The following is a 17,299-nucleotide window of genomic DNA, read 5'->3' as shown; positions in this document are numbered from 1 at the left end:
GGCGCTCGGAGCCCAGGGACGAAAAGCGGTGACCGGGCACACGGCGCATGCGCTCATCGTCGTGCCGACGCCGACCCGGCCGTGGCCTCGTCGTCGTCCGACACGGGCCCGCGGCGGCGTCGACGACGGGGCGCGCGGTCCTCGAAGAACAGGGCGGTGAGAACCGCGACCATGATCATGCCGGCCAGAAGTCCTTGTGCCAGAACCACTCCGCTCGTGTTGGAACTCGTGGGCATCACCACGATGGCGATGATCGCCGACGCCGCGATCGTGGAGATCCGGAACCAGGCGCCGGTGGCCCACGCGGCCAGCGGGATCACGGCCCACAGGAGGTACCAGGCCTGCACGAACGGGAAGAACAGCACGACTGTGGCCATCGACACACCGAGTGCACCGAGTGGGTGGAGCCGGCCGCCGAGCGTGGCGAGCATCCACCGGACGATGAACAGGGCGGCGACGAGCTGGCCGATGGGCCGGGCCACCTCGAGGATCGCCTGCGTGTGCTCGCCGAGGCCGAGGGTGACGCCGATCCGGCCGGTGGTCACCGACAACAGGGTCGGCATCGACATCCACGAGCGGACGATCTCGCCCGTCGACAACGTGCCCGTCCAGCCGAAGCCGAGCCCGGTGCCGAGGGAGATCCCCATCATCACGATGCCCAGGACCACCACGTAGAAGGCCGCCGACGCGCTCAGCATGTACACCGACCACCGGGAGCGACCCCACCATTCCCGAATCGGCGTGTGGCGGAGCACGGGCAGGGTGGCGCCCCACCGCATGGCCAAGGCGATGCCGACGAAGCCCAGGGCGAGCATCGAGGTGACCTTGATCATCGCCGACGCCGCGAGCACCGCACCGCCGCCGATGAGCAACCAGCCCGCTCGGGTGGGGACGAGGGTCCCGGGTCGGCGGAGTCGTTCGGCGCCGTAGATGGCGCGGAAACTCAACTCGAGACCGACCAGCATCAGGCCGAGCATGAGGGCCTCGTTGTGGATGCCCCCGACGAGATGCAGGATGACCAGCGGGTTCATCGCGCCCAGCCAGAGTGCGGCCACCGACGAGACCCCGCAGCGGCGGGCCAGGCGGGGGAGTGCCCAGACGATGAGCGCGACGCCGATCAGTGCGACGACGCGGTGCAGGAAGATCGCGGCGGTGATGTTGTCGCCGGTGACCTTGGTGATGCCCTCGCCGATCCACAGGAAGAAGGGGCCGTAGGGCGCGGGGGTGTCGCGCCAGAGGTTGGGCACCGACCTGGTCAAAATGTGGTCCACGCCGAGTCCGCGGACCGGACTGACCGAGTACGGATCCATGCCCCGGAAGGCGATGGCGCTCTGCGCGAGATACGAGTAGATGTCCTTGCTCAGCAGCGGCGGCGCCACGATGATCGGGGCGATCCACAGCATGAGGGTCCGGTCGGCCTGGCGGCGGCTCATGCGGCGCTCCGGGCTCCGGCCGTGGCGGACCTCGACGCTGAACCGGCCGACTGCGAACCGGCCGAGCAACAACCACGCGACGACCAGGGTGATCGCGCCGCCGATGGACAGCGCGAGGGCGGTGCCGAACATGCGTGACGGCAACGACAGGACGCGCATCCCGGCAACGGGGTTCTGCAGTACGGGTACCGCACCGGTCCCGAGGGCGCCGATGAGGATCAGTACCGAGCCGGTGGCGCCGAAGAGCTTGATCCGGCGGAGCCGGCGGGTCTCCTCGGCGTTGAGCGGGCCGACCTCGCGCTCGTCGTCGTGTAGGCGGGCCACGGTCTTGCCGTAGTCGCCGGGTTCGGCGCCGGCAGCGGCAGGGCGCTGTTTGCGCAGTCCGAGATAGTCGAGCAGGGCGACCAACCGGGTCCAGACGAGTCCGAAGTAGTCCGGCACGCGGCGCGGAGCTGTGGTTTCGGGCACACGACGACTGTAATCGCCGGGCGTGGTGGCCTCTCGACCCCCTGCGATAAGGGCACCCTTGCTGGCAGCAGGGAAGTAATTACGTCACACTCGTGTTGTGAAAACCATGCGGAACGATGTTGTGCTGCCTTCTGGCAGTGCCGGCGCCGTGCCCTCCGCTGGTACGGGTGCCGGAGTGACCGGCGGTGTCGACGCGCACCATGACGGTCAGACCCGGGAGGCCGTGGTCACCCTGCTCGTCGAAGACGGCCCGCTCACCGCCGGCGATATCGGCGAGCGCCTCGGCATCTCGGCGGCCGGCGTGCGTCGCCATCTCGACGCCCTGACCGGCGCCGGGGACATCGAGGTCGCCTCGCCGGGGTTCGGTCAGCGAGGCCGGGGCCGACCCGCCAAGTACTTCCAGCTCACCGCTTCCGGACGCGGCAAGATGCGCCACGCCTACGACGACCTGGCCGGTGCGGCGATGCGTAAGCTTCGTGATCTCGGCGGCACCGACGCGGTCGCCGAGTTCGCCCGCGAGCGCGTCGAACGCATCGTGGCCGGCGTCCGTCCCAGCACCGGCCCGGTGACCGTCGCCGACACGGTCGACGAGATCGCCGACGCGCTCACCAGCGCGGGGTACTCGACCAACACGCGTCAGGTCGGCACCGGCATGCAGATCTGCCAGCACCATTGCCCGGTGGCGCACGTCGCGACCGAGTTCCCGGAGCTGTGTGAGGCGGAGACCGCGGTCTTCACCGAACTCCTCGGCACGCACGTGCAGCGACTGGCGACCATCGCCAACGGTGACTGCGCCTGCACCACCCATGTGCCGATCCACCCACCGCCGGGTGGGACCACCGAAGACCGACCCGGGGCCGTCGCGGACCCCGATACGCAGCCCGTATCGCCCCGCGCCACCCCGAACCAGACACCGACCGCCACGACAACCCGAAAGGCCACGCGATGACTGTCACCGATCCGGCCACCCCGACCCCAGCGACGCCCCTCACCCAGGAGGAGACGATCGCCGCCCTCGGCAAGTACGGCTACGGCTGGGCCGATTCCGACGTCGCGGGCGCGAGCGCCAAGCGCGGACTGTCCCCGGCGGTCGTCGCCGACATCTCGGCGAAGAAGAGCGAGCCCGAGTGGATGCTCGAGCAGCGCCTCAAGGCCCTCAAGATCTTCGACAAGAAGCCCATGCCCGGCTGGGGTGCGGGGCTCGAGGGCATCGACTTCGACAACATCAAGTACTTCGTGCGCTCCAGCGAGAAGCAGGCCGCCACGTGGGACGACCTGCCCGAGGACATCAAGAACACCTACGACAAGCTCGGCATCCCCGAGGCGGAGAAGCAGCGTCTCGTCTCCGGTGTAGCGGCGCAGTACGAGTCCGAGGTCGTCTACCACTCGATCCGCGAGGACCTCGAGAAGCAGGGCGTGATCTTCCTCGACACCGACACCGCGCTCAAGGAGCACCCGGAGATCTTCCAGCAGTACTTCGGGACCGTCATCCCGGCGGGCGACAACAAGTTCTCCGCGCTCAACACCGCGGTGTGGTCGGGTGGGTCCTTCATCTACGTGCCGCCGGGTGTCCACGTCGACATCCCGCTGCAGGCCTACTTCCGGATCAACACCGAGAACATGGGCCAGTTCGAGCGCACGCTGATCATCGTCGACGAGGGTGCCTATGTGCACTACGTCGAGGGCTGTACCGCGCCGATCTACAAGACGGACTCGCTGCATTCAGCGGTCGTCGAGATCATCGTGAAGAAGGGCGGCCGCTGCCGCTACACGACCATCCAGAACTGGTCGAACAACGTCTACAACCTGGTGACCAAGCGCGCGAAGGCCGAGGCCGGCGCGACCATGGAGTGGATCGACGGCAACATCGGTTCCAAGGTCACCATGAAGTACCCGGCGGTCTGGCTGACCGGCGAGCACGCCAAGGGCGAGGTCCTCTCGGTCGCGTTCGCGGGTGAGGGCCAGCACCAGGACACCGGTTCCAAGATGGTCCACCTCGCGCCGAACACCTCGAGCAACATCGTCTCCAAGTCGGTGGCCCGAGGCGGTGGCCGGGCGTCGTACCGCGGTCTGATCAAGATCAACAACGGTGCGCACGGCAGCCGGTCGACGGTGAAATGCGATGCGCTGCTGGTGGACACCATCTCGCGCAGCGACACCTACCCGTACGTCGACATCCGCGAGGACGACGTGACGATGGGTCACGAGGCGACCGTCTCGAAGGTCAGCGACGACCAGCTTTTCTACCTGATGAGTCGCGGTCTGACCGAGGACGAGGCGATGGCCATGGTGGTCCGCGGCTTCGTCGAGCCGATCGCCAAAGAACTGCCGATGGAATACGCGCTCGAGCTCAACCGCCTGATCGAGCTCCAGATGGAAGGAGCTGTCGGCTGATGGCCGATCCCACATTGCCCGTGACCACTCCCGGCTCGGCGGCGCCCGTCGTCAACAAGGGTGAGATGTTCACCTCGTTCGACGTCGACGCCTTCGAGGTGCCGAGTCCCCGCGAGGAGGCGTGGCGGTTCACCCCGTTCCGTCGTCTCCGCGGGTTGCACGACGGGTCCGCGCAGCGGTCCGGCGAGGCGACCGTGGAAGTGACCGGAGCGTCCGAGGGCGTCAAGGTCGAGACCATCGGTCGCGACGACAAGCGCCTCGGCGAGGGCGGCGTGCCGTTCGACCGTGTTGCCGCGCAGGCGTATTCATCGTTCACGCAGGCGACCGTGGTGACCGTCGGCCGCGAGGTCGAGCTCGCCGAGCCGGTCACCGTCACGGTCACCGGCCCCGGCGAGGGCGAGACCGCCTTCGGCCACACCCAGATCCGGCTCGAGGCGTTCGCGCGCGCCGTCGTCGTCCTCGATCAGAAGGGCAGCGGCACGTTCGCGGAGAACGTCGAATTCGTCGTCGGCGACAGTGCCGCACTGACCGTCGTGAACATCCACGACTGGGAGGACGACGCCGTCCACGTCGCGACGCATCACGTGCGCGCCGGCCGTGACTCCGTGGTCCGCCACTTCGCGATCAGCTTCGGCGGCAACCTGGTTCGACTGTCGCCGATCGTTCACTACGACGCGCCCGGTGGCGACGTCGAGATGTGGGGTCTGTACTTCGCCGACGCCGGTCAGCATCTCGAGCAGCGCCTCCTCGTCGACCACAGCCAGCCGCACTGCCGCTCGAACGTCGTCTACAAGGGCGCGCTGCAGGGCGACGTCTCCGGCGATCGCAGCCGTGAGGCCCACACCGTGTGGGTCGGCGACGTGCTGATCCGCGCCGAGGCCGAGGGCACCGACACCTTCGAGCTCAACCGCAACCTGGTGCTGACCGACAACGCACGTGCCGACTCGGTGCCGAACCTCGAGATCGAGACCGGCGAGATCGTCGGTGCCGGACATGCCAGCGCCACCGGTCGTTTCGACGACGAGCAACTGTTCTACCTGCAGGCCCGCGGCATCCCCGAGGACCAGGCCCGACGCCTCGTCATCCGCGGCTTCTTCGGCGAGGTGATCGCCAAGATCGGTGTGCCCGAGCTGCGCGAGCGTCTCTCGGCGGCGGTCGAGCAAGAACTCGAACTCGCCGGCGCCTGACCGCCGATCACCCTCGCCATCCGAACTTCCCAGCCCGGAGAAAGAAATTCTGAGACTATGACCACACTGGAAATCCGTGACCTGCACGTCGATGTCGCGCAGACCGACGCCGACGCCGAGCCCATCCACATCCTCAAGGGCGTCGACCTGACCGTGAAGTCGGGGGAGACGCACGCGATCATGGGCCCCAACGGTTCCGGCAAGTCGACGCTGTCCTACGCCATCGCCGGCCACCCCAAGTACGAGGTGACCTCGGGGTCGATCACCCTCGACGGTGAGGACGTCCTGGAGATGAGCGTCGACGAGCGCGCCCGCGCCGGGCTGTTCCTCGCCATGCAGTACCCCGTCGAGGTGCCCGGCGTCTCGATGTCGAACTTCCTGCGGACCGCCGCCACCGCCGTGCGCGGTGAGGCGCCGAAGCTGCGCCACTGGGTCAAGGAGACCAAGGAGGCGATGACCTCGCTCGACATCGATCCGTCGTTCTCCGAGCGCAGCGTCAACGAGGGTTTCTCCGGCGGTGAGAAGAAGCGTCACGAGATCCTCCAGCTCGACCTGCTCAAGCCGCGGATCGCGATCCTCGACGAGACCGACTCGGGACTCGACGTCGACGCCCTGCGGGTGGTCAGCGAGGGCGTGAACCGCTACAAGGAGCGCGACAACGGCGGGATCCTGCTGATCACGCACTACACGCGCATCCTCCGCTACATCAAGCCGGAGTTCGTGCACGTGTTCGTCAACGGTCGCGTCGTCGAATCCGCCGGTCCCGAACTCGCCGATGAGCTCGAGGAGAAGGGTTACGAGCGTTTCACCTCGGCTGCCAAGGCCGGCTGAGACCGCCCGACCGATCCGAGCCGACCAGCACAGGAGGTGTACCAGGTGACACTCTCGACAGAGGTTTCCACCGCCCTGGACGTCGATTCGCTGCGCGCCGACTTCCCGATCCTCTCGCGCACCGTGCGCGACGGAAAGCCGCTGGTGTACCTGGATTCCGGGGCGACCTCGCAGCGTCCGGTCCAGGTGCTCGACGCCGAACGGTACTTCCTCACGCACCACAACGCGGCGGTGCATCGCGGCGCGCATCAGCTCGCCGAAGAGGCGACCGATGCGTATGAGGACGCCCGGGAGGTCATCGCGGCGTTCGTGGGGGCGTCCGCCGACGAGCTCGTGTTCACCAAGAACGCGACCGAGGCACTCAACCTCGTGACCTACACCCTCGGCGACCCGCGGTCCGCGGACGTCCTCGGGGGTTCGGCGCTCGGGCCCGGCGACACCGTCGTCATCACCGAGCTGGAGCATCACGCCAATCTCGTTCCGTGGCAGGAGCTCTGCGGCCGCACGGGCGCGACGCTCCGCTGGTTCGGGGTCACCGACGAGGGCCGGATCGACCTGGATTCGCTGACCCTCGACGAGTCGGTGAAGGTAGTCTCGTTCACGCACCAGTCGAATGTGACCGGAGCGGTCGCCGATGTGGCCGAGTTGGTCTCGCGCGCACGGGCGGTCGGCGCACTCGTCGTGCTCGACGCCTGCCAGTCGGTGCCGCACATGCCGGTCGACTTCCGTGCACTCGACGTCGATTTCGCCGCCTTCTCCGGGCACAAGATGTTCGGGCCCAGCGGTGTCGGTGCCCTGTACGGCCGCGCTGAACTGCTGAATGCGTTGCCGCCGTTCGTCACCGGCGGATCGATGATCGAGACCGTGACGATGGAGGGGTCGACCTACGCCCCGCCGCCCCAACGTTTCGAGGCCGGCGTGCCGATGACCTCGCAGGTCGTCGGACTCGGTGCCGCGGTGCGTTACCTGACCGTTCTCGGCATGGACGCCGTCGCCGCGCATGAGCATGCGCTGACCGCGCGGGCGCTGGAGCAGCTCGGCGACATCGAGGGTGTGCGGATCATCGGGCCGTCGACCCCGGAGAACCGCGGCGGCGCCGTGGCCTTCCTCGTCGACGGCATCCACGCCCACGATCTCGGGCAGATCCTCGACGACGAGGGCGTGGCCATCCGGGTGGGTCACCACTGCACGTGGCCGCTGCACCGGCGCTTCGGCGTCGCCGCCACCGCACGTGCGTCGTTCGCCGCGTACAACACGTTCGCCGAGGTCGATGCGCTCGCCGCCGCGATCGTCACGGCGCAGAAGTTCTTCGGGACGGTCTGAGCCATGCGGATGGAACAGATGTACCAGGAAGTGATCCTGGACCACTACAAACACCCACACGGGCGCGGACTCCGTGAACCGTTCGGTGCCGAGGTCCACCACGTCAACCCGACCTGTGGTGACGAGGTCACCCTGCGCGTGGCGGTCTCCGACGACGGTTCGAGCATCGACGACGTGTCCTACGACGGGCAGGGATGCTCGATCTCGCAGGCGTCGACGTCGGTGTTGCACGACCTCATAGTCGGGCGGCCGGTCGGGGAAGCACTGGCCACCGTCGAGTCGTTCAACGCGATGATGACCTCCCGCGGCAAGGACGCCGGCGACGAGGACGTCATCGGCGACGGGATCGCCTTCGCCGGGGTGAGCAAATACCCGGCACGCGTCAAATGCGCGCTCCTGGGCTGGATGGCCTTCAAGGACGCACTCGCGCAGACGATGGACAGCCACGAGACACGAGCGGAGACAGCATGAGTGACGACACAGCCACCACGGACACACCGACGACCGCGGCCACCGACACCGGCGTGAGGGGGACACCCCCCGCGCCCGCGACGTCGCTGCCGGCCATCGAGGACGTCGAGGAGGCGATGCGCGACGTGGTCGACCCCGAACTGGGGATCAATGTCGTCGACCTCGGTCTGGTCTACGGCATCGAGGTGACCGACGACGCGGTCGCGAAGATCGACATGACCCTCACCTCGGCGGCCTGTCCGCTGACCGACGTGATCGAGGACCAGTCGCGCGGTGCGCTGGTCTCCAGCGGTCTGTGCACCGACATGGAGATCAACTGGGTCTGGCTGCCGCCGTGGGGCCCCGACAAGATCACCGACGACGGTCGCGAGCAGCTCCGCGCCCTCGGCTTCACGGTCTGACCGCCGGTCGGACACACCACTGCGCCGGCCCCGGTCATGATCGATGACCGGGTCCGGCGCTTGTTCGTGTAGGGCCCTTCCGTGCGAGGAGTTGATCGCATGAGGCGTTTCGAGTCGCGAGTCGAGCGGATGATCCGCGAGGCCACCGAACGCGGCGAATTCGACAACCTGCCGGGTGCGGGGAAGCCGTTGGATCTGACCGACAGCGACGATCCCGACTGGTGGGTCAAGCGCAAGATCCGCGAGGAGAACCTCGACTCGTCGGCGTTGCTCCCCGCGCCGCTGCTGTTGCGCCGGGAGGCACAGGATTTCCCGGAGTCGCTGCGCCACATCGCCGACGAGGGCGCGGTCCGCGACATCCTCGTCGAGTTCAATCGCCGTGTGCGAGAGGCACATCTCGCCTCCCGCCAGTTGGCGTTGCCGCACAGCGTCGTCGCGCACACCGTCGATGTCGACGACATGATCCGACGCTGGCGGGCTCTGCGGCGGTGATCAGCCGGCGTCGCCGGCCCACGCCGGGGTCGACATCGCACCCCGCGCCACCACGACGCGAGTACGCATGTCGACCGCGGCGATGACCCTGGTCATCGCGCTCATCGTGCCGGTGAGATCGTCCCGCTTGCTCAGGTAACTGCGTTGTGCGGCAAGGGGCATCGTGAAGAACGCCTCGAAGAACGCGACCGTTTGCGACGGACTGAGCCCCAGCAGGGCGCTGAGCCCACGGAGACGCAGGTTGTGTACCGCACGGGTGGACGGCGGCCACAGATCCGCGGCGGGGTCTCGACCCGCGGCGAGAGCGGCCACCACGGCGTCGGTGCACATCAACGATGTCGCGACGCTGTAGCCGGTCGTCGGGTTCTTGAAACCGCCCGCGGCGCCGAACCGGAAAACCGGATCGCGCCAGGGGTGTGGTGACGAGCCGGTCAGCGGGAAGTCGACGTGCTCGACCCGCCGGATCCCCGACGGCATCCCACCGAGCCGCGCGGCCAGGCGGCGTTCGAGTTCGTCGAGACCGAGGGCGGGATGCCCGGCGAGACAGGTCTCCTCGAGGAGGTACTCGCCCCCGCCGAGCGGCACGACATACAGAAAGGACGGCAGCGCCCGGCGGTCTGTCGCGCCACCCCGCCAGTCCATGAGCAGTGCCTCGTGTCCGTCCAGCACGGGTGCGGCCACCTCTGCGTCGACGACGATCCCGTACGCGGTCTGTCGAGGTGCGTCGTGGGGGAGCGCACCGCGACAGTCGACCACGGCATCGCCGGTCAGGACCGAACCGTCATCGAGATGCACACGCGCGCCGTCGATCTCGACCACCCGGGCGGAACGGGTCGGAACCCCGTCGAGGGTCAGTGACCGTTGCAGGCCGGGGGTGTCGAAGACGGTGTAGCCGCGGGCCACCTCCTCGAGTTCGCGGCCCGCGATCCCGATGCGCTCGGTCCGGGCGGCGACGGCGGACGGGTCGACCCACTCGGGCAACTCGTCGGACCAGCAGGCGAACGTGGACCGCCAGACCCGGTCGGGGGACGGATCGACCAGGGTGACCGGTACGCCGGCACGGGCCAGGCGGTGGACGAGGGCGCGGCCGGCCGGCCCGGCCCCCGCGACGATGACTCCGGAACTCACATCCTGTCCTTCGGCGCGGGCGGCGATCCGGACGGTGACGTGTCGTCGGGCAGGGACGTCACGAACCGCCGGTGGCGAGCATGCCACCGTCGACGGCCAGGGTCTCGCCGGTGATCCACGCCGACTCGTCGCTCGCGAGGAAGGCGACCGCCCGGGCGACGTCCTCGGGTTCCCCGATTCGCTTCATCGGGTACGAGTTCGCCGCGCGGGCCTCGTTGTCGCCCTCGGTGAACACGGATGCGAACTTGGTCCGGACGATCGAGGGGGCGATCGCGTTGACCCGGATGTTCGGTCCGAGTTCCCAGGCGAGTTCGGCGGTGAGACGGATCAGCGCCGCCTTCGACGTGCCGTACGCCGCGATCACGCCCGTCGACCGCAGGCCCGCGACCGAGGAGATGTTGACGACCGACCCGCCGGTGTCCTTCATGCCCGCCCGGTAGGCCTCCTGGACGAACCCGAGCGCGGCGACGACGTTGGTGTCGAACGTCTTGCGGTACGCGGCGAGGTCGGCCCCCATCAGTGGGCCGGCCAGCGGCGCGATCCCGGTGTTGTTGACCAGGATGTGGATGCCGCCGCCCTGTGCGACGGCCGCGGCCACGGCGGCCGCCCGGTCGTCGGCGTCGCCGGTGTTGCCCGCACACGCCGAGACCGTCGCTCCGGGCACCGCGTCCCGGATCCGGCCTGCGGCCTCCTCGAGTGGCTCGGCCTTCCGGCTCGTGATGACGACCGAAGCGCCGCGTCGGGCCAGTTCCGTCGCGATCGCCTCACCGATGCCGCGACTGGCACCGGTGACGAGCGCGGACCGGCCGGTCAGGTCGGAGGACTGCGGGAAGTTCTGCGGAATCGTTGTGGAGTGCGTCACGTCCCACACCGTATCGGTCCACCGTGACGGGGGTGGTCGACTCGGCCGCACGGCGCCGGGGTCCGCACGTGGAAAAAGCAGTGGCGCGGCACCGGTAGAATCGACCGTCGTGATCACCGCGACCGACCTGGAGGTACGAGCGGGCGCTCGGACCCTGTTGGCGGCGCCCGGCGACGCCTTACGCATCCAGCCCGGCGACCGGATCGGCCTTGTGGGCCGCAACGGTGCCGGCAAGACCACCACGCTGCGCATCCTGGCCGGCGAGACCGAACCCTACGCGGGATCGATCCGCCGGTCCGGTGAACTCGGTTACCTCCCGCAGGACCCCAAAGAGGGCGACCTCGACGTCCTGGCCAAGGACCGGGTGCTCTCCGCGCGCGGTCTCGACGAGATCCTGCGCGACATGGAGAAGCAGCAGGCGCAGATGGCCGAGGCCGCCGACGACAAGCTGCGGGACAAGGCCGTGGCGCGGTACGGACGCCTCGAAGAGCGCTTCGCCGCCCTCGGCGGATACGTCGCCGAATCCGAGGCCGCGCGGATCTGCAACAGCCTGGGTCTGCCCGATCGGGTTCTCGAGCAGCCGCTGCGGACACTCTCCGGCGGTCAGCGCCGACGGATCGAACTCGCACGCATCCTGTTCGCGGCGTCCGACGGCTCGGGGAAATCCGACACCACCCTCCTGCTCGACGAACCGACCAACCACCTCGACGCCGACTCGATCGCCTGGCTCCGTAGCTTCCTGCAGAACCACGAGGGGGGTCTCGTCGTGATCAGTCACGATGTCGACCTGCTGGCCGACGTGGTGAACCGGGTGTGGTTCCTCGACGCGGTGCGCGGTGAGGCCGACATCTACAACATGAGCTGGAAGCGGTACCTCGATGCCCGGGCGACCGACGAGCAGCGCCGTCGTCGCGAACGGGCCAATGCCGAGAAGAAGGCGTCCGCCCTGCGCGCGCAGGCCGCGAAGCTCGGTGCCAAGGCCACCAAGGCGACCGCCGCGCAGAACATGCTCAAGCGCGCGGAGCGGATGATCGACGCCCTCGACGAGGAGCGGGTGGCCGACCGCACCGCGCGGATCCGGTTCCCCGAACCGGCCGCATGCGGCAAGACACCGTTGATGACGTCCGGACTCTCGAAGAGCTACGGCTCGCTGGAGATCTTCACCGGGGTGGACCTCGCGATCGACAAGGGCAGTCGCGTAGTCGTCCTCGGCCTCAACGGCGCGGGCAAGACGACGCTGCTGAGAATGCTTGCCGGAGTGGAGAAGCCGGACACAGGGTCGATCGAGCCGGGATTCGGTCTGAAGATCGGCTACTTCGCGCAGGAACACGACACCCTCGACGACCGGGCGTCGGTGTGGGAGAACATCCGGCACGCGGCACCCGACGCGGGCGAGCAGGACCTCCGAGGCCTGTTGGGCGCGTTCATGTTCAGCGGCGCCCAGCTCGATCAGCCGGCCGGCACGCTGTCCGGCGGTGAGAAGACCCGGCTCACGCTGGCCGGGCTGGTGTCCTCGGCGGCGAACGTCTTGCTCCTCGACGAGCCGACCAACAACCTCGACCCGATCTCGCGCGAACAGGTCCTCGACGCCCTGCGCAGCTACACCGGGGCCGTCGTCTTGGTGACGCACGATCCGGGCGCCGCCGCCGCGCTCGATCCGCAGCGTGTGATCCTGTTGCCCGACGGCACCGAGGACCACTGGAGCGAGGAGTATCAGGAGCTCATCGAGCTCGCCTGATCGCCTCGATGACCCGATCGGTCCCGGCGCGGTCGGGCACCGTCAGTCGGTGACCGTGTCCGGCGAACTCCCGGCCGACGACCCCCGCGTCCCGCAGTCGCCGCCCGAACTCGATGCCGTCGGGGCCCGGCACGAACACGAAATTCGCCTCGCTCGGCAGCGCCGGGTGGCCCGAGTCGCGCAGCGCGTCGGCGATTCGATCGCGTTCGCGGCGCATCGCCGTGACCCGTCCGGCCAGCTCGTCGGACGCGGCAAGTGCCACTGGCGCAGCGTGTTCGGCGGCCGCGGTGATCGAGAAGGGGACCTCGTGACGGCGGGCACCGCCGACGGACGTCGCCGACCCGATCGCATATCCGACCCGCAGTCCCGCGAGACCGTGGGCCTTGGAGAGGCTTCGCACCGCGATCAGGTTGGGGTACTCGTCGACCAGCGTCCGGACATCGGGTGCGATCCGGCAGTACTCGACGTACGCCTGGTCGAGGATCACCGGGATCGCCGGGTCGACAGCCATGAGCAGATCACGGATCTCCGTGTCGGAGAGGACCGATCCGGTCGGGTTGTGCGGGCTGCAGACGATGACGGCCGCGGTGTCCGGACGCGCGGCCGCGGCGAGCGCACCGATATCGGGACGCCCGTCGTCGAACAGCGGGGTCGTGTCGATCCCGAGCCCGATCATCTCGGCGAGCAGCGCGAAACCCTCGAATGTCGGTGCGGGGGTGACAATCCGAGGTTCGGAGCGACCCCTGGCCCGGGCCCGTGCAGCCGAGTCCTGCAGGATCGCGGAGAGTACGGCCGTCGCCCCGGCGCCGACGCTGATGTGCGCTGCCTCGACACCGGTGTGCTCGGCGATCGTCGCGCGCAGACCGTCGGGACGAAACGACGGGTAGCGGTGGGCCGATGCCGCCGTGTCGCGCAGCGCGGACACGACCGCGGGCAACGGGGGATAGGCGGACTCGTTCCGGTCGCATCGCACGACGACGTCGGTGCGCACGCCGGCGAGGTCCGTGGCGCGCTCGGAGACCGGAGCCGGCAGCAGAACCGTCACGAACGCCCACTCCACCGGATCGCTCCGGCAGCGGCGAAGTCGCCGGCATGGGCAAAGGCCGACATCATCACGATGTCACCGGGACGCACGCGTCCGTCGTCGATCGCCGCGTCCAGAGTCATCGGAATCCCGACCGCGAACAGGTTCCCGCAGTCGTCGAACGTGTCCGGGTGTCGCGACTCGGGCAGTTCGAGGGCCTCGCGCCAGTTGCGCAGGAAGATCCGGTTGGGCTGGTTGGTGACGAGCAGGTCCAGGTCGGACGGACGTACCCCGATTCGATGTGCAAGCGCCGCAGCCACTTCCGGGACCATCCGGTTCCCGCGGGCGAGTACTTTCGCGATCTTGGCCTCGGTGAAGCCGACATGGATCTGACCCGGGCCCGCCTCCCAGTACTTGCGTTCCGGCTGTGCGACGGCGGTCATGTCCGCCGAGAACTGGCCGAAGGACCGGCATTCGGTCCCCAGCACCGGGTTACCCGCGTCGCCGAGGGTCAGGATCGCCACGGCCGCGCCGTCACCGGGTATCGCGGCCTGCGCCTTCACCCGTACCTGCTCCTGGGTGAAGATCTGTCCGGCGCTGTTCTGCGCCAGCGCGATCAGGGCCTTGCGGCCTCCGTTCGCGCGCAGGAGCGCACCGGCGATCTCGATGAGGTGGAAGAAGGCCGCACAGCCGCCGTTGTGCACGTCGAGCACGGTTCGCGGGGCGAGGCCGAGGCGGTATGCGACCTCGCCGACACACCCGCGGACCGGGACCTCCGGCAGCTGGCTGTGGGTGAGCACGACGTCGACATCGTCGAGATATCCGTCGCCGTGACGCTCGACGAGACGCCGTGCGGCGGCGGCGATCATGTCCGCCGACGTCTCACCGTCGGTCGCGTGGTGGCGGAAGGACGGTGCCCGGAACATGACGTTGCCGGCGAGTTCGTCGTCCTCGGCGTACTGCGCGAAGAACTCCGCCGGCACCCGGGCGGTAGGTGGCGAGGTCGGCGAGCGAGACGGCGGGGGCGTCGGCGGTCATGAGCGCATCCATTCGGGGGTCAGCGGAAGTCCATGGCGATGGCGGTGTTCGGCGATGGCGGCGAGGTTGTCGAGTTCGATCTGATGTCCGGCATCGAACATGTCCCACAGGTCGCCGACCCACTCCTCCCGGCCGGCCGGAGCGGTCTCGGGAAAGGGGTTCTCGTCGTAGAACGGGTGGTGGCAGTTGTTCCACAGGACCACCGAACCCGGACGGTCGAGAACGAGTTGCGCGTCGACGACGCGCATCAGGTAGATCATCCAGAGGTGCTTTCCCTGATCCCAGGCACAGTGGTAGTCGACGGTCATCGCGTCGGCGTTCGCCACGGTCCGGACGTACATCTTGGTGTCCTCGTTCAGGCGGTCGTATCCGACCCACAGGTCCGGCTCCCCGGTCGGCTCGAAACCTCGTGTGCTGTAGGTCCATTCCTCGAGCGAGCGCGTGTCGGCCAGCCATTCGTACAGTTCGCGCGGCGGTGCGTCGACGTAGCCCTGCACGGGGCAGAAGTCGCCGAACACCTGGTGATGGGGATACACCGAGCGGACCTTGTCGACGACGAGTGCCGTGTTGGCGGAACGGGGGTGGGTCTCCACCCGGACCACGCCGTCGAGCGTGGCCGCGGTGTCCCCGAGATCGGACAGCGCGGAGGAGTGCGTGGTCATGGGGTACCTCTCGAGATCAGTGGGGCGAACGGGGGTTCTTCGTCGGGATCCACATCCACGACGAGGCAATTCGGTCCGGTGTGCGAGAACAGTTCGTCGCATGCCGAGCGCAGGGTGAGGAGATCGCCGGCGGTGCGCACCGGGAGGCCGGCGAACATGGCGGCCAGCCCACCCGCGATGTCGGTGTGGCGGAACCGGTTGACGCTCGGCGCGCCGGGGAAGAATCGTGCCTCCCGCGTGACGCACATGCCGTGTGCGTCGTTGTTGAGCACGATGAGGGTGATCGGCGCATCGTGTTCGATCGCGGTGTGGATCTCCATGCCGTGCATGAGGAACGAGCCGTCACCGGCGATGACGACGACCCGACCGTCCGGACGGATGTCCCGCGCGGCGATCGCGGACCCGATCCCCGCCGCGATGCCCCATCCCATCCCGCCCATGCCCAATGCGGCGACGAACCGCCCGTCGCCGAACGGGAGATGGTGGATCGCCGCCGCGCCGGTGTTCCCGGCGTCGGCCAACACCGCGCACCCCGCGGGCAGGGCGGCGCCGATGGTGCCGAGCACGTCGCGCATCCCGAGGGCGTGAGCCGAGGGTGCGACGGACAGGTGGTCGAGCGGGTGGACCCGGGGTGGGCGGCGTCCGGGGAGCCGGTCGGCGAGCGACCGCTGGAGCGCACCGATGGTCTCGGTGAGACGTGCCGTCCCGATGTGCTCGACGTCGGCCGGGGTGCGCGGCGGCGCGCTGCCGAGATGCACGACCGGGATCGCCGCGAGGGCGTCGTCGAGGCCGGCGCGATCGGTCATCGACATGCGGCAGCCGATCACCAGGATCAGCTGTGATTCCCGCACGGCCCGATGGGCCGACGGGTGCCCCATCACCCCGGTGACGCCGGAGCAGGACCCGCGCCCGATGTCGCGACCGCCCGGTGAGACCACGACGCCGGCGCCGAGGAGTTCCGCGAGATCCTCGACGGCACTGTGCAATCCGAGCCGCGATGCCTCCTCGCCCGCCCAGATGCACACCGACCCGCCGTCGCGCGCCACCCCGACGAGTCGGTCGGCGAGTTCGTCGACGACCGACGGGGGCATCGACCGGAGTTCGGTCGGTGCGCCCGAACGCGACGGTGTGGCGTACCCGGGTGAGGACTGCACGTCTTTGGGCAGGATCACCGCGGCCGGCAGACCTCGTGCGAGGGTGGCGAACGCCTCGTCGAGGACCTGATCGAGACGAGCCGACTCGTCGACGAAGCCGCAGAATCCGACGACGCCGGACACCACGGCACGCAGGTCCACGGTGTCCGGCGGGTCGAGCATGTCTTGAAAGCCACCGCGCCCCACCGCGGCGGTCGACGCCGAACCGATCACGGCGAGCAGGGGTACGCGGCTGTCATAGGCCTCGCCCAGCGCCGGGATGACGTTCAGCGCACCGCCACCCGACGTCGTCAGGACCGCGGTCGGCTCGGCGGTGAGCCGTGCGTGCCCATCGGCCATCGCGCCGGCACCGAACTCGTGTTTCGCGACGACCGGGGTGAGCAGCGGGTGCCGCACCGCCGCATCGAAGACGTCTTCGATGTTGGCGCCGTGAACGCCGAAGACGGTCCGCACCCCGGCGTCGACGAGTCGCGCGACGAGGAGGTCGGCCACCGGCACGGCCGCCCGTCCCGGATCGTCATCGGGCACAAGCCCGCCTACCGCGTCCAAACCCTGCATTCCCCAGCTCCGAACAGCGTTGCGGCACCGGCCGATTCGCCGGTGTCCGTAACCGGACCAACTCAGTGTGAGTTAGCTTAGCGTAAGCTAACGTTCGGCGGCAGGGGGTGGTGGTCTGGGCAAGCGGTCGGGTCA

15 protein-coding genes and 1 pseudogene are annotated in these 17,299 nt (G+C 69.0%); 9 read left to right on the top strand and 7 right to left on the bottom strand.

Annotation, left to right across the window (positions count from 1 at the left end):
* Positions 1-53: 53 nt before the first annotated feature.
* On the bottom strand, positions 54-1,874 hold the full coding sequence (mptB, locus tag M4D77_RS02340) for a polyprenol phosphomannose-dependent alpha 1,6 mannosyltransferase MptB (protein WP_259935456.1): 1,821 nt from the start codon (positions 1,872-1,874) through the stop codon (positions 54-56).
* A 133-nt stretch (positions 1,875-2,007) separates the two neighbouring features.
* Between mptB and M4D77_RS02335 the strand changes: the two genes are divergently transcribed.
* The 8 genes from M4D77_RS02335 (at position 2,008) to M4D77_RS02300 (ending at position 9,000) form a co-directional block, all read left to right on the top strand.
* Positions 2,008-2,850, top strand: coding sequence for a metalloregulator ArsR/SmtB family transcription factor (locus M4D77_RS02335; RefSeq protein ID WP_058250378.1), 843 nt, complete (start codon positions 2,008-2,010; stop codon positions 2,848-2,850).
* The gene (sufB, locus tag M4D77_RS02330; RefSeq protein WP_259935445.1) at positions 2,847-4,295 is read left to right on the top strand and encodes a Fe-S cluster assembly protein SufB; all 1,449 of its coding nucleotides are present in this window, start codon (positions 2,847-2,849) and stop codon (positions 4,293-4,295) included. Before M4D77_RS02335 ends, sufB begins: the two co-directional genes overlap by 4 nt.
* Complete coding sequence (gene sufD / locus M4D77_RS02325; RefSeq protein WP_068971577.1) at positions 4,295-5,482, top strand: Fe-S cluster assembly protein SufD; 1,188 nt, start codon at positions 4,295-4,297, stop codon at positions 5,480-5,482. Before sufB ends, sufD begins: the two co-directional genes overlap by 1 nt.
* Before the next feature lie 57 nt (positions 5,483-5,539).
* Complete coding sequence (gene sufC / locus M4D77_RS02320; RefSeq protein WP_058250381.1) at positions 5,540-6,313, top strand: Fe-S cluster assembly ATPase SufC; 774 nt, start codon at positions 5,540-5,542, stop codon at positions 6,311-6,313.
* Positions 6,314-6,358: 45 nt separating this feature from the next.
* Positions 6,359-7,636: a cysteine desulfurase gene (locus M4D77_RS02315; RefSeq protein WP_259935444.1), complete on the top strand. Its 1,278-nt coding sequence runs from the start codon at positions 6,359-6,361 to the stop codon at positions 7,634-7,636.
* A 3-nt stretch (positions 7,637-7,639) separates the two neighbouring features.
* A complete protein-coding gene (gene sufU / locus M4D77_RS02310) occupies positions 7,640-8,107 on the top strand; it encodes a Fe-S cluster assembly sulfur transfer protein SufU (protein WP_058250382.1) in 468 nt (155 codons plus the stop codon).
* Complete coding sequence (locus tag M4D77_RS02305) at positions 8,104-8,508, top strand: metal-sulfur cluster assembly factor (RefSeq protein WP_259935443.1); 405 nt, start codon at positions 8,104-8,106, stop codon at positions 8,506-8,508. Before sufU ends, M4D77_RS02305 begins: the two co-directional genes overlap by 4 nt.
* A 99-nt stretch (positions 8,509-8,607) precedes the next feature.
* Complete coding sequence (locus M4D77_RS02300; protein ID WP_165630111.1) at positions 8,608-9,000, top strand: DUF1992 domain-containing protein; 393 nt, start codon at positions 8,608-8,610, stop codon at positions 8,998-9,000.
* Here M4D77_RS02300 and M4D77_RS02295 read toward each other — a convergent pair whose 3' ends face one another.
* On the bottom strand, positions 9,001-10,128 hold the full coding sequence (locus M4D77_RS02295; RefSeq protein WP_165630110.1) for a lycopene cyclase family protein: 1,128 nt from the start codon (positions 10,126-10,128) through the stop codon (positions 9,001-9,003).
* Between the two features lie 58 nt (positions 10,129-10,186).
* A complete protein-coding gene (locus M4D77_RS02290; RefSeq protein WP_165630109.1) occupies positions 10,187-10,999 on the bottom strand; it encodes an SDR family oxidoreductase in 813 nt (270 codons plus the stop codon).
* 100 nt (positions 11,000-11,099) lie between these two features.
* Here M4D77_RS02290 and M4D77_RS02285 point away from each other — a divergent pair, with 100 nt between their 5' ends.
* Positions 11,100-12,728, top strand: coding sequence for an ABC-F family ATP-binding cassette domain-containing protein (locus M4D77_RS02285; RefSeq protein WP_065632168.1), 1,629 nt, complete (start codon positions 11,100-11,102; stop codon positions 12,726-12,728).
* Here M4D77_RS02285 and M4D77_RS02280 read toward each other — a convergent pair.
* The 4 genes and pseudogenes from M4D77_RS02280 to M4D77_RS02265 form a co-directional block, all read right to left on the bottom strand.
* Positions 12,712-13,773, bottom strand: a complete 1,062-nt coding sequence (locus tag M4D77_RS02280) for a histidinol-phosphate transaminase (protein WP_065632227.1) — start codon at positions 13,771-13,773, stop codon at positions 12,712-12,714. The genes M4D77_RS02285 and M4D77_RS02280 overlap by 17 nt on opposite strands.
* A pseudogene (locus M4D77_RS02275) lies at positions 13,770-14,790 on the bottom strand (3-oxoacyl-ACP synthase III family protein). The gene M4D77_RS02280 and the pseudogene M4D77_RS02275 overlap by 4 nt, the downstream one beginning before the upstream one ends.
* On the bottom strand, positions 14,787-15,452 hold the full coding sequence (locus tag M4D77_RS02270; protein ID WP_065632169.1) for a hypothetical protein: 666 nt from the start codon (positions 15,450-15,452) through the stop codon (positions 14,787-14,789). The pseudogene M4D77_RS02275 and the gene M4D77_RS02270 overlap by 4 nt, the downstream one beginning before the upstream one ends.
* Positions 15,449-17,164 carry a thiamine pyrophosphate-binding protein gene (locus M4D77_RS02265; protein WP_396266483.1) on the bottom strand — a complete coding sequence of 572 codons (1,716 nt, stop codon included), beginning with the start codon at positions 17,162-17,164 and terminating at the stop codon, positions 15,449-15,451. Before M4D77_RS02265 ends, M4D77_RS02270 begins: the two co-directional genes overlap by 4 nt.
* Positions 17,165-17,299: the final 135 nt, after the last annotated feature.

Source organism: Gordonia sp. p3-SID1431 (genome assembly GCF_025143765.1).
Lineage (GTDB): Bacteria > Actinomycetota > Actinomycetes > Mycobacteriales > Mycobacteriaceae > Gordonia > Gordonia hongkongensis.
Note: the sequence above shows the minus strand (reverse complement) of the source record. Positions and strands in the feature narration are given on the sequence as shown.

What these genes read in the sequence shown, in the direction of transcription:
- M4D77_RS02335 (WP_058250378.1), top strand. Translation starts at nt 2,008, where the DNA reads ATGCGGAACGATGTTGTGCTGCCTTCTGGCAGTGCCGGCGCCGTGCCC.
- sufB (WP_259935445.1), top strand. Translation starts at nt 2,847, where the DNA reads ATGACTGTCACCGATCCGGCCACCCCGACCCCAGCGACGCCCCTCACC.
- sufD (WP_068971577.1), top strand. Translation starts at nt 4,295, where the DNA reads ATGGCCGATCCCACATTGCCCGTGACCACTCCCGGCTCGGCGGCGCCC.
- sufC (WP_058250381.1), top strand. Translation starts at nt 5,540, where the DNA reads ATGACCACACTGGAAATCCGTGACCTGCACGTCGATGTCGCGCAGACC.
- sufU (WP_058250382.1), top strand. Translation starts at nt 7,640, where the DNA reads ATGCGGATGGAACAGATGTACCAGGAAGTGATCCTGGACCACTACAAA.
- M4D77_RS02305 (WP_259935443.1), top strand. Translation starts at nt 8,104, where the DNA reads ATGAGTGACGACACAGCCACCACGGACACACCGACGACCGCGGCCACC.
- M4D77_RS02300 (WP_165630111.1), top strand. Translation starts at nt 8,608, where the DNA reads ATGAGGCGTTTCGAGTCGCGAGTCGAGCGGATGATCCGCGAGGCCACC.
- M4D77_RS02270 (WP_065632169.1), bottom strand. Translation starts at nt 15,452, where the DNA reads ATGACCACGCACTCCTCCGCGCTGTCCGATCTCGGGGACACCGCGGCC.
- M4D77_RS02265 (WP_396266483.1), bottom strand. Translation starts at nt 17,164, where the DNA reads ATGCAGGGTTTGGACGCGGTAGGCGGGCTTGTGCCCGATGACGATCCG.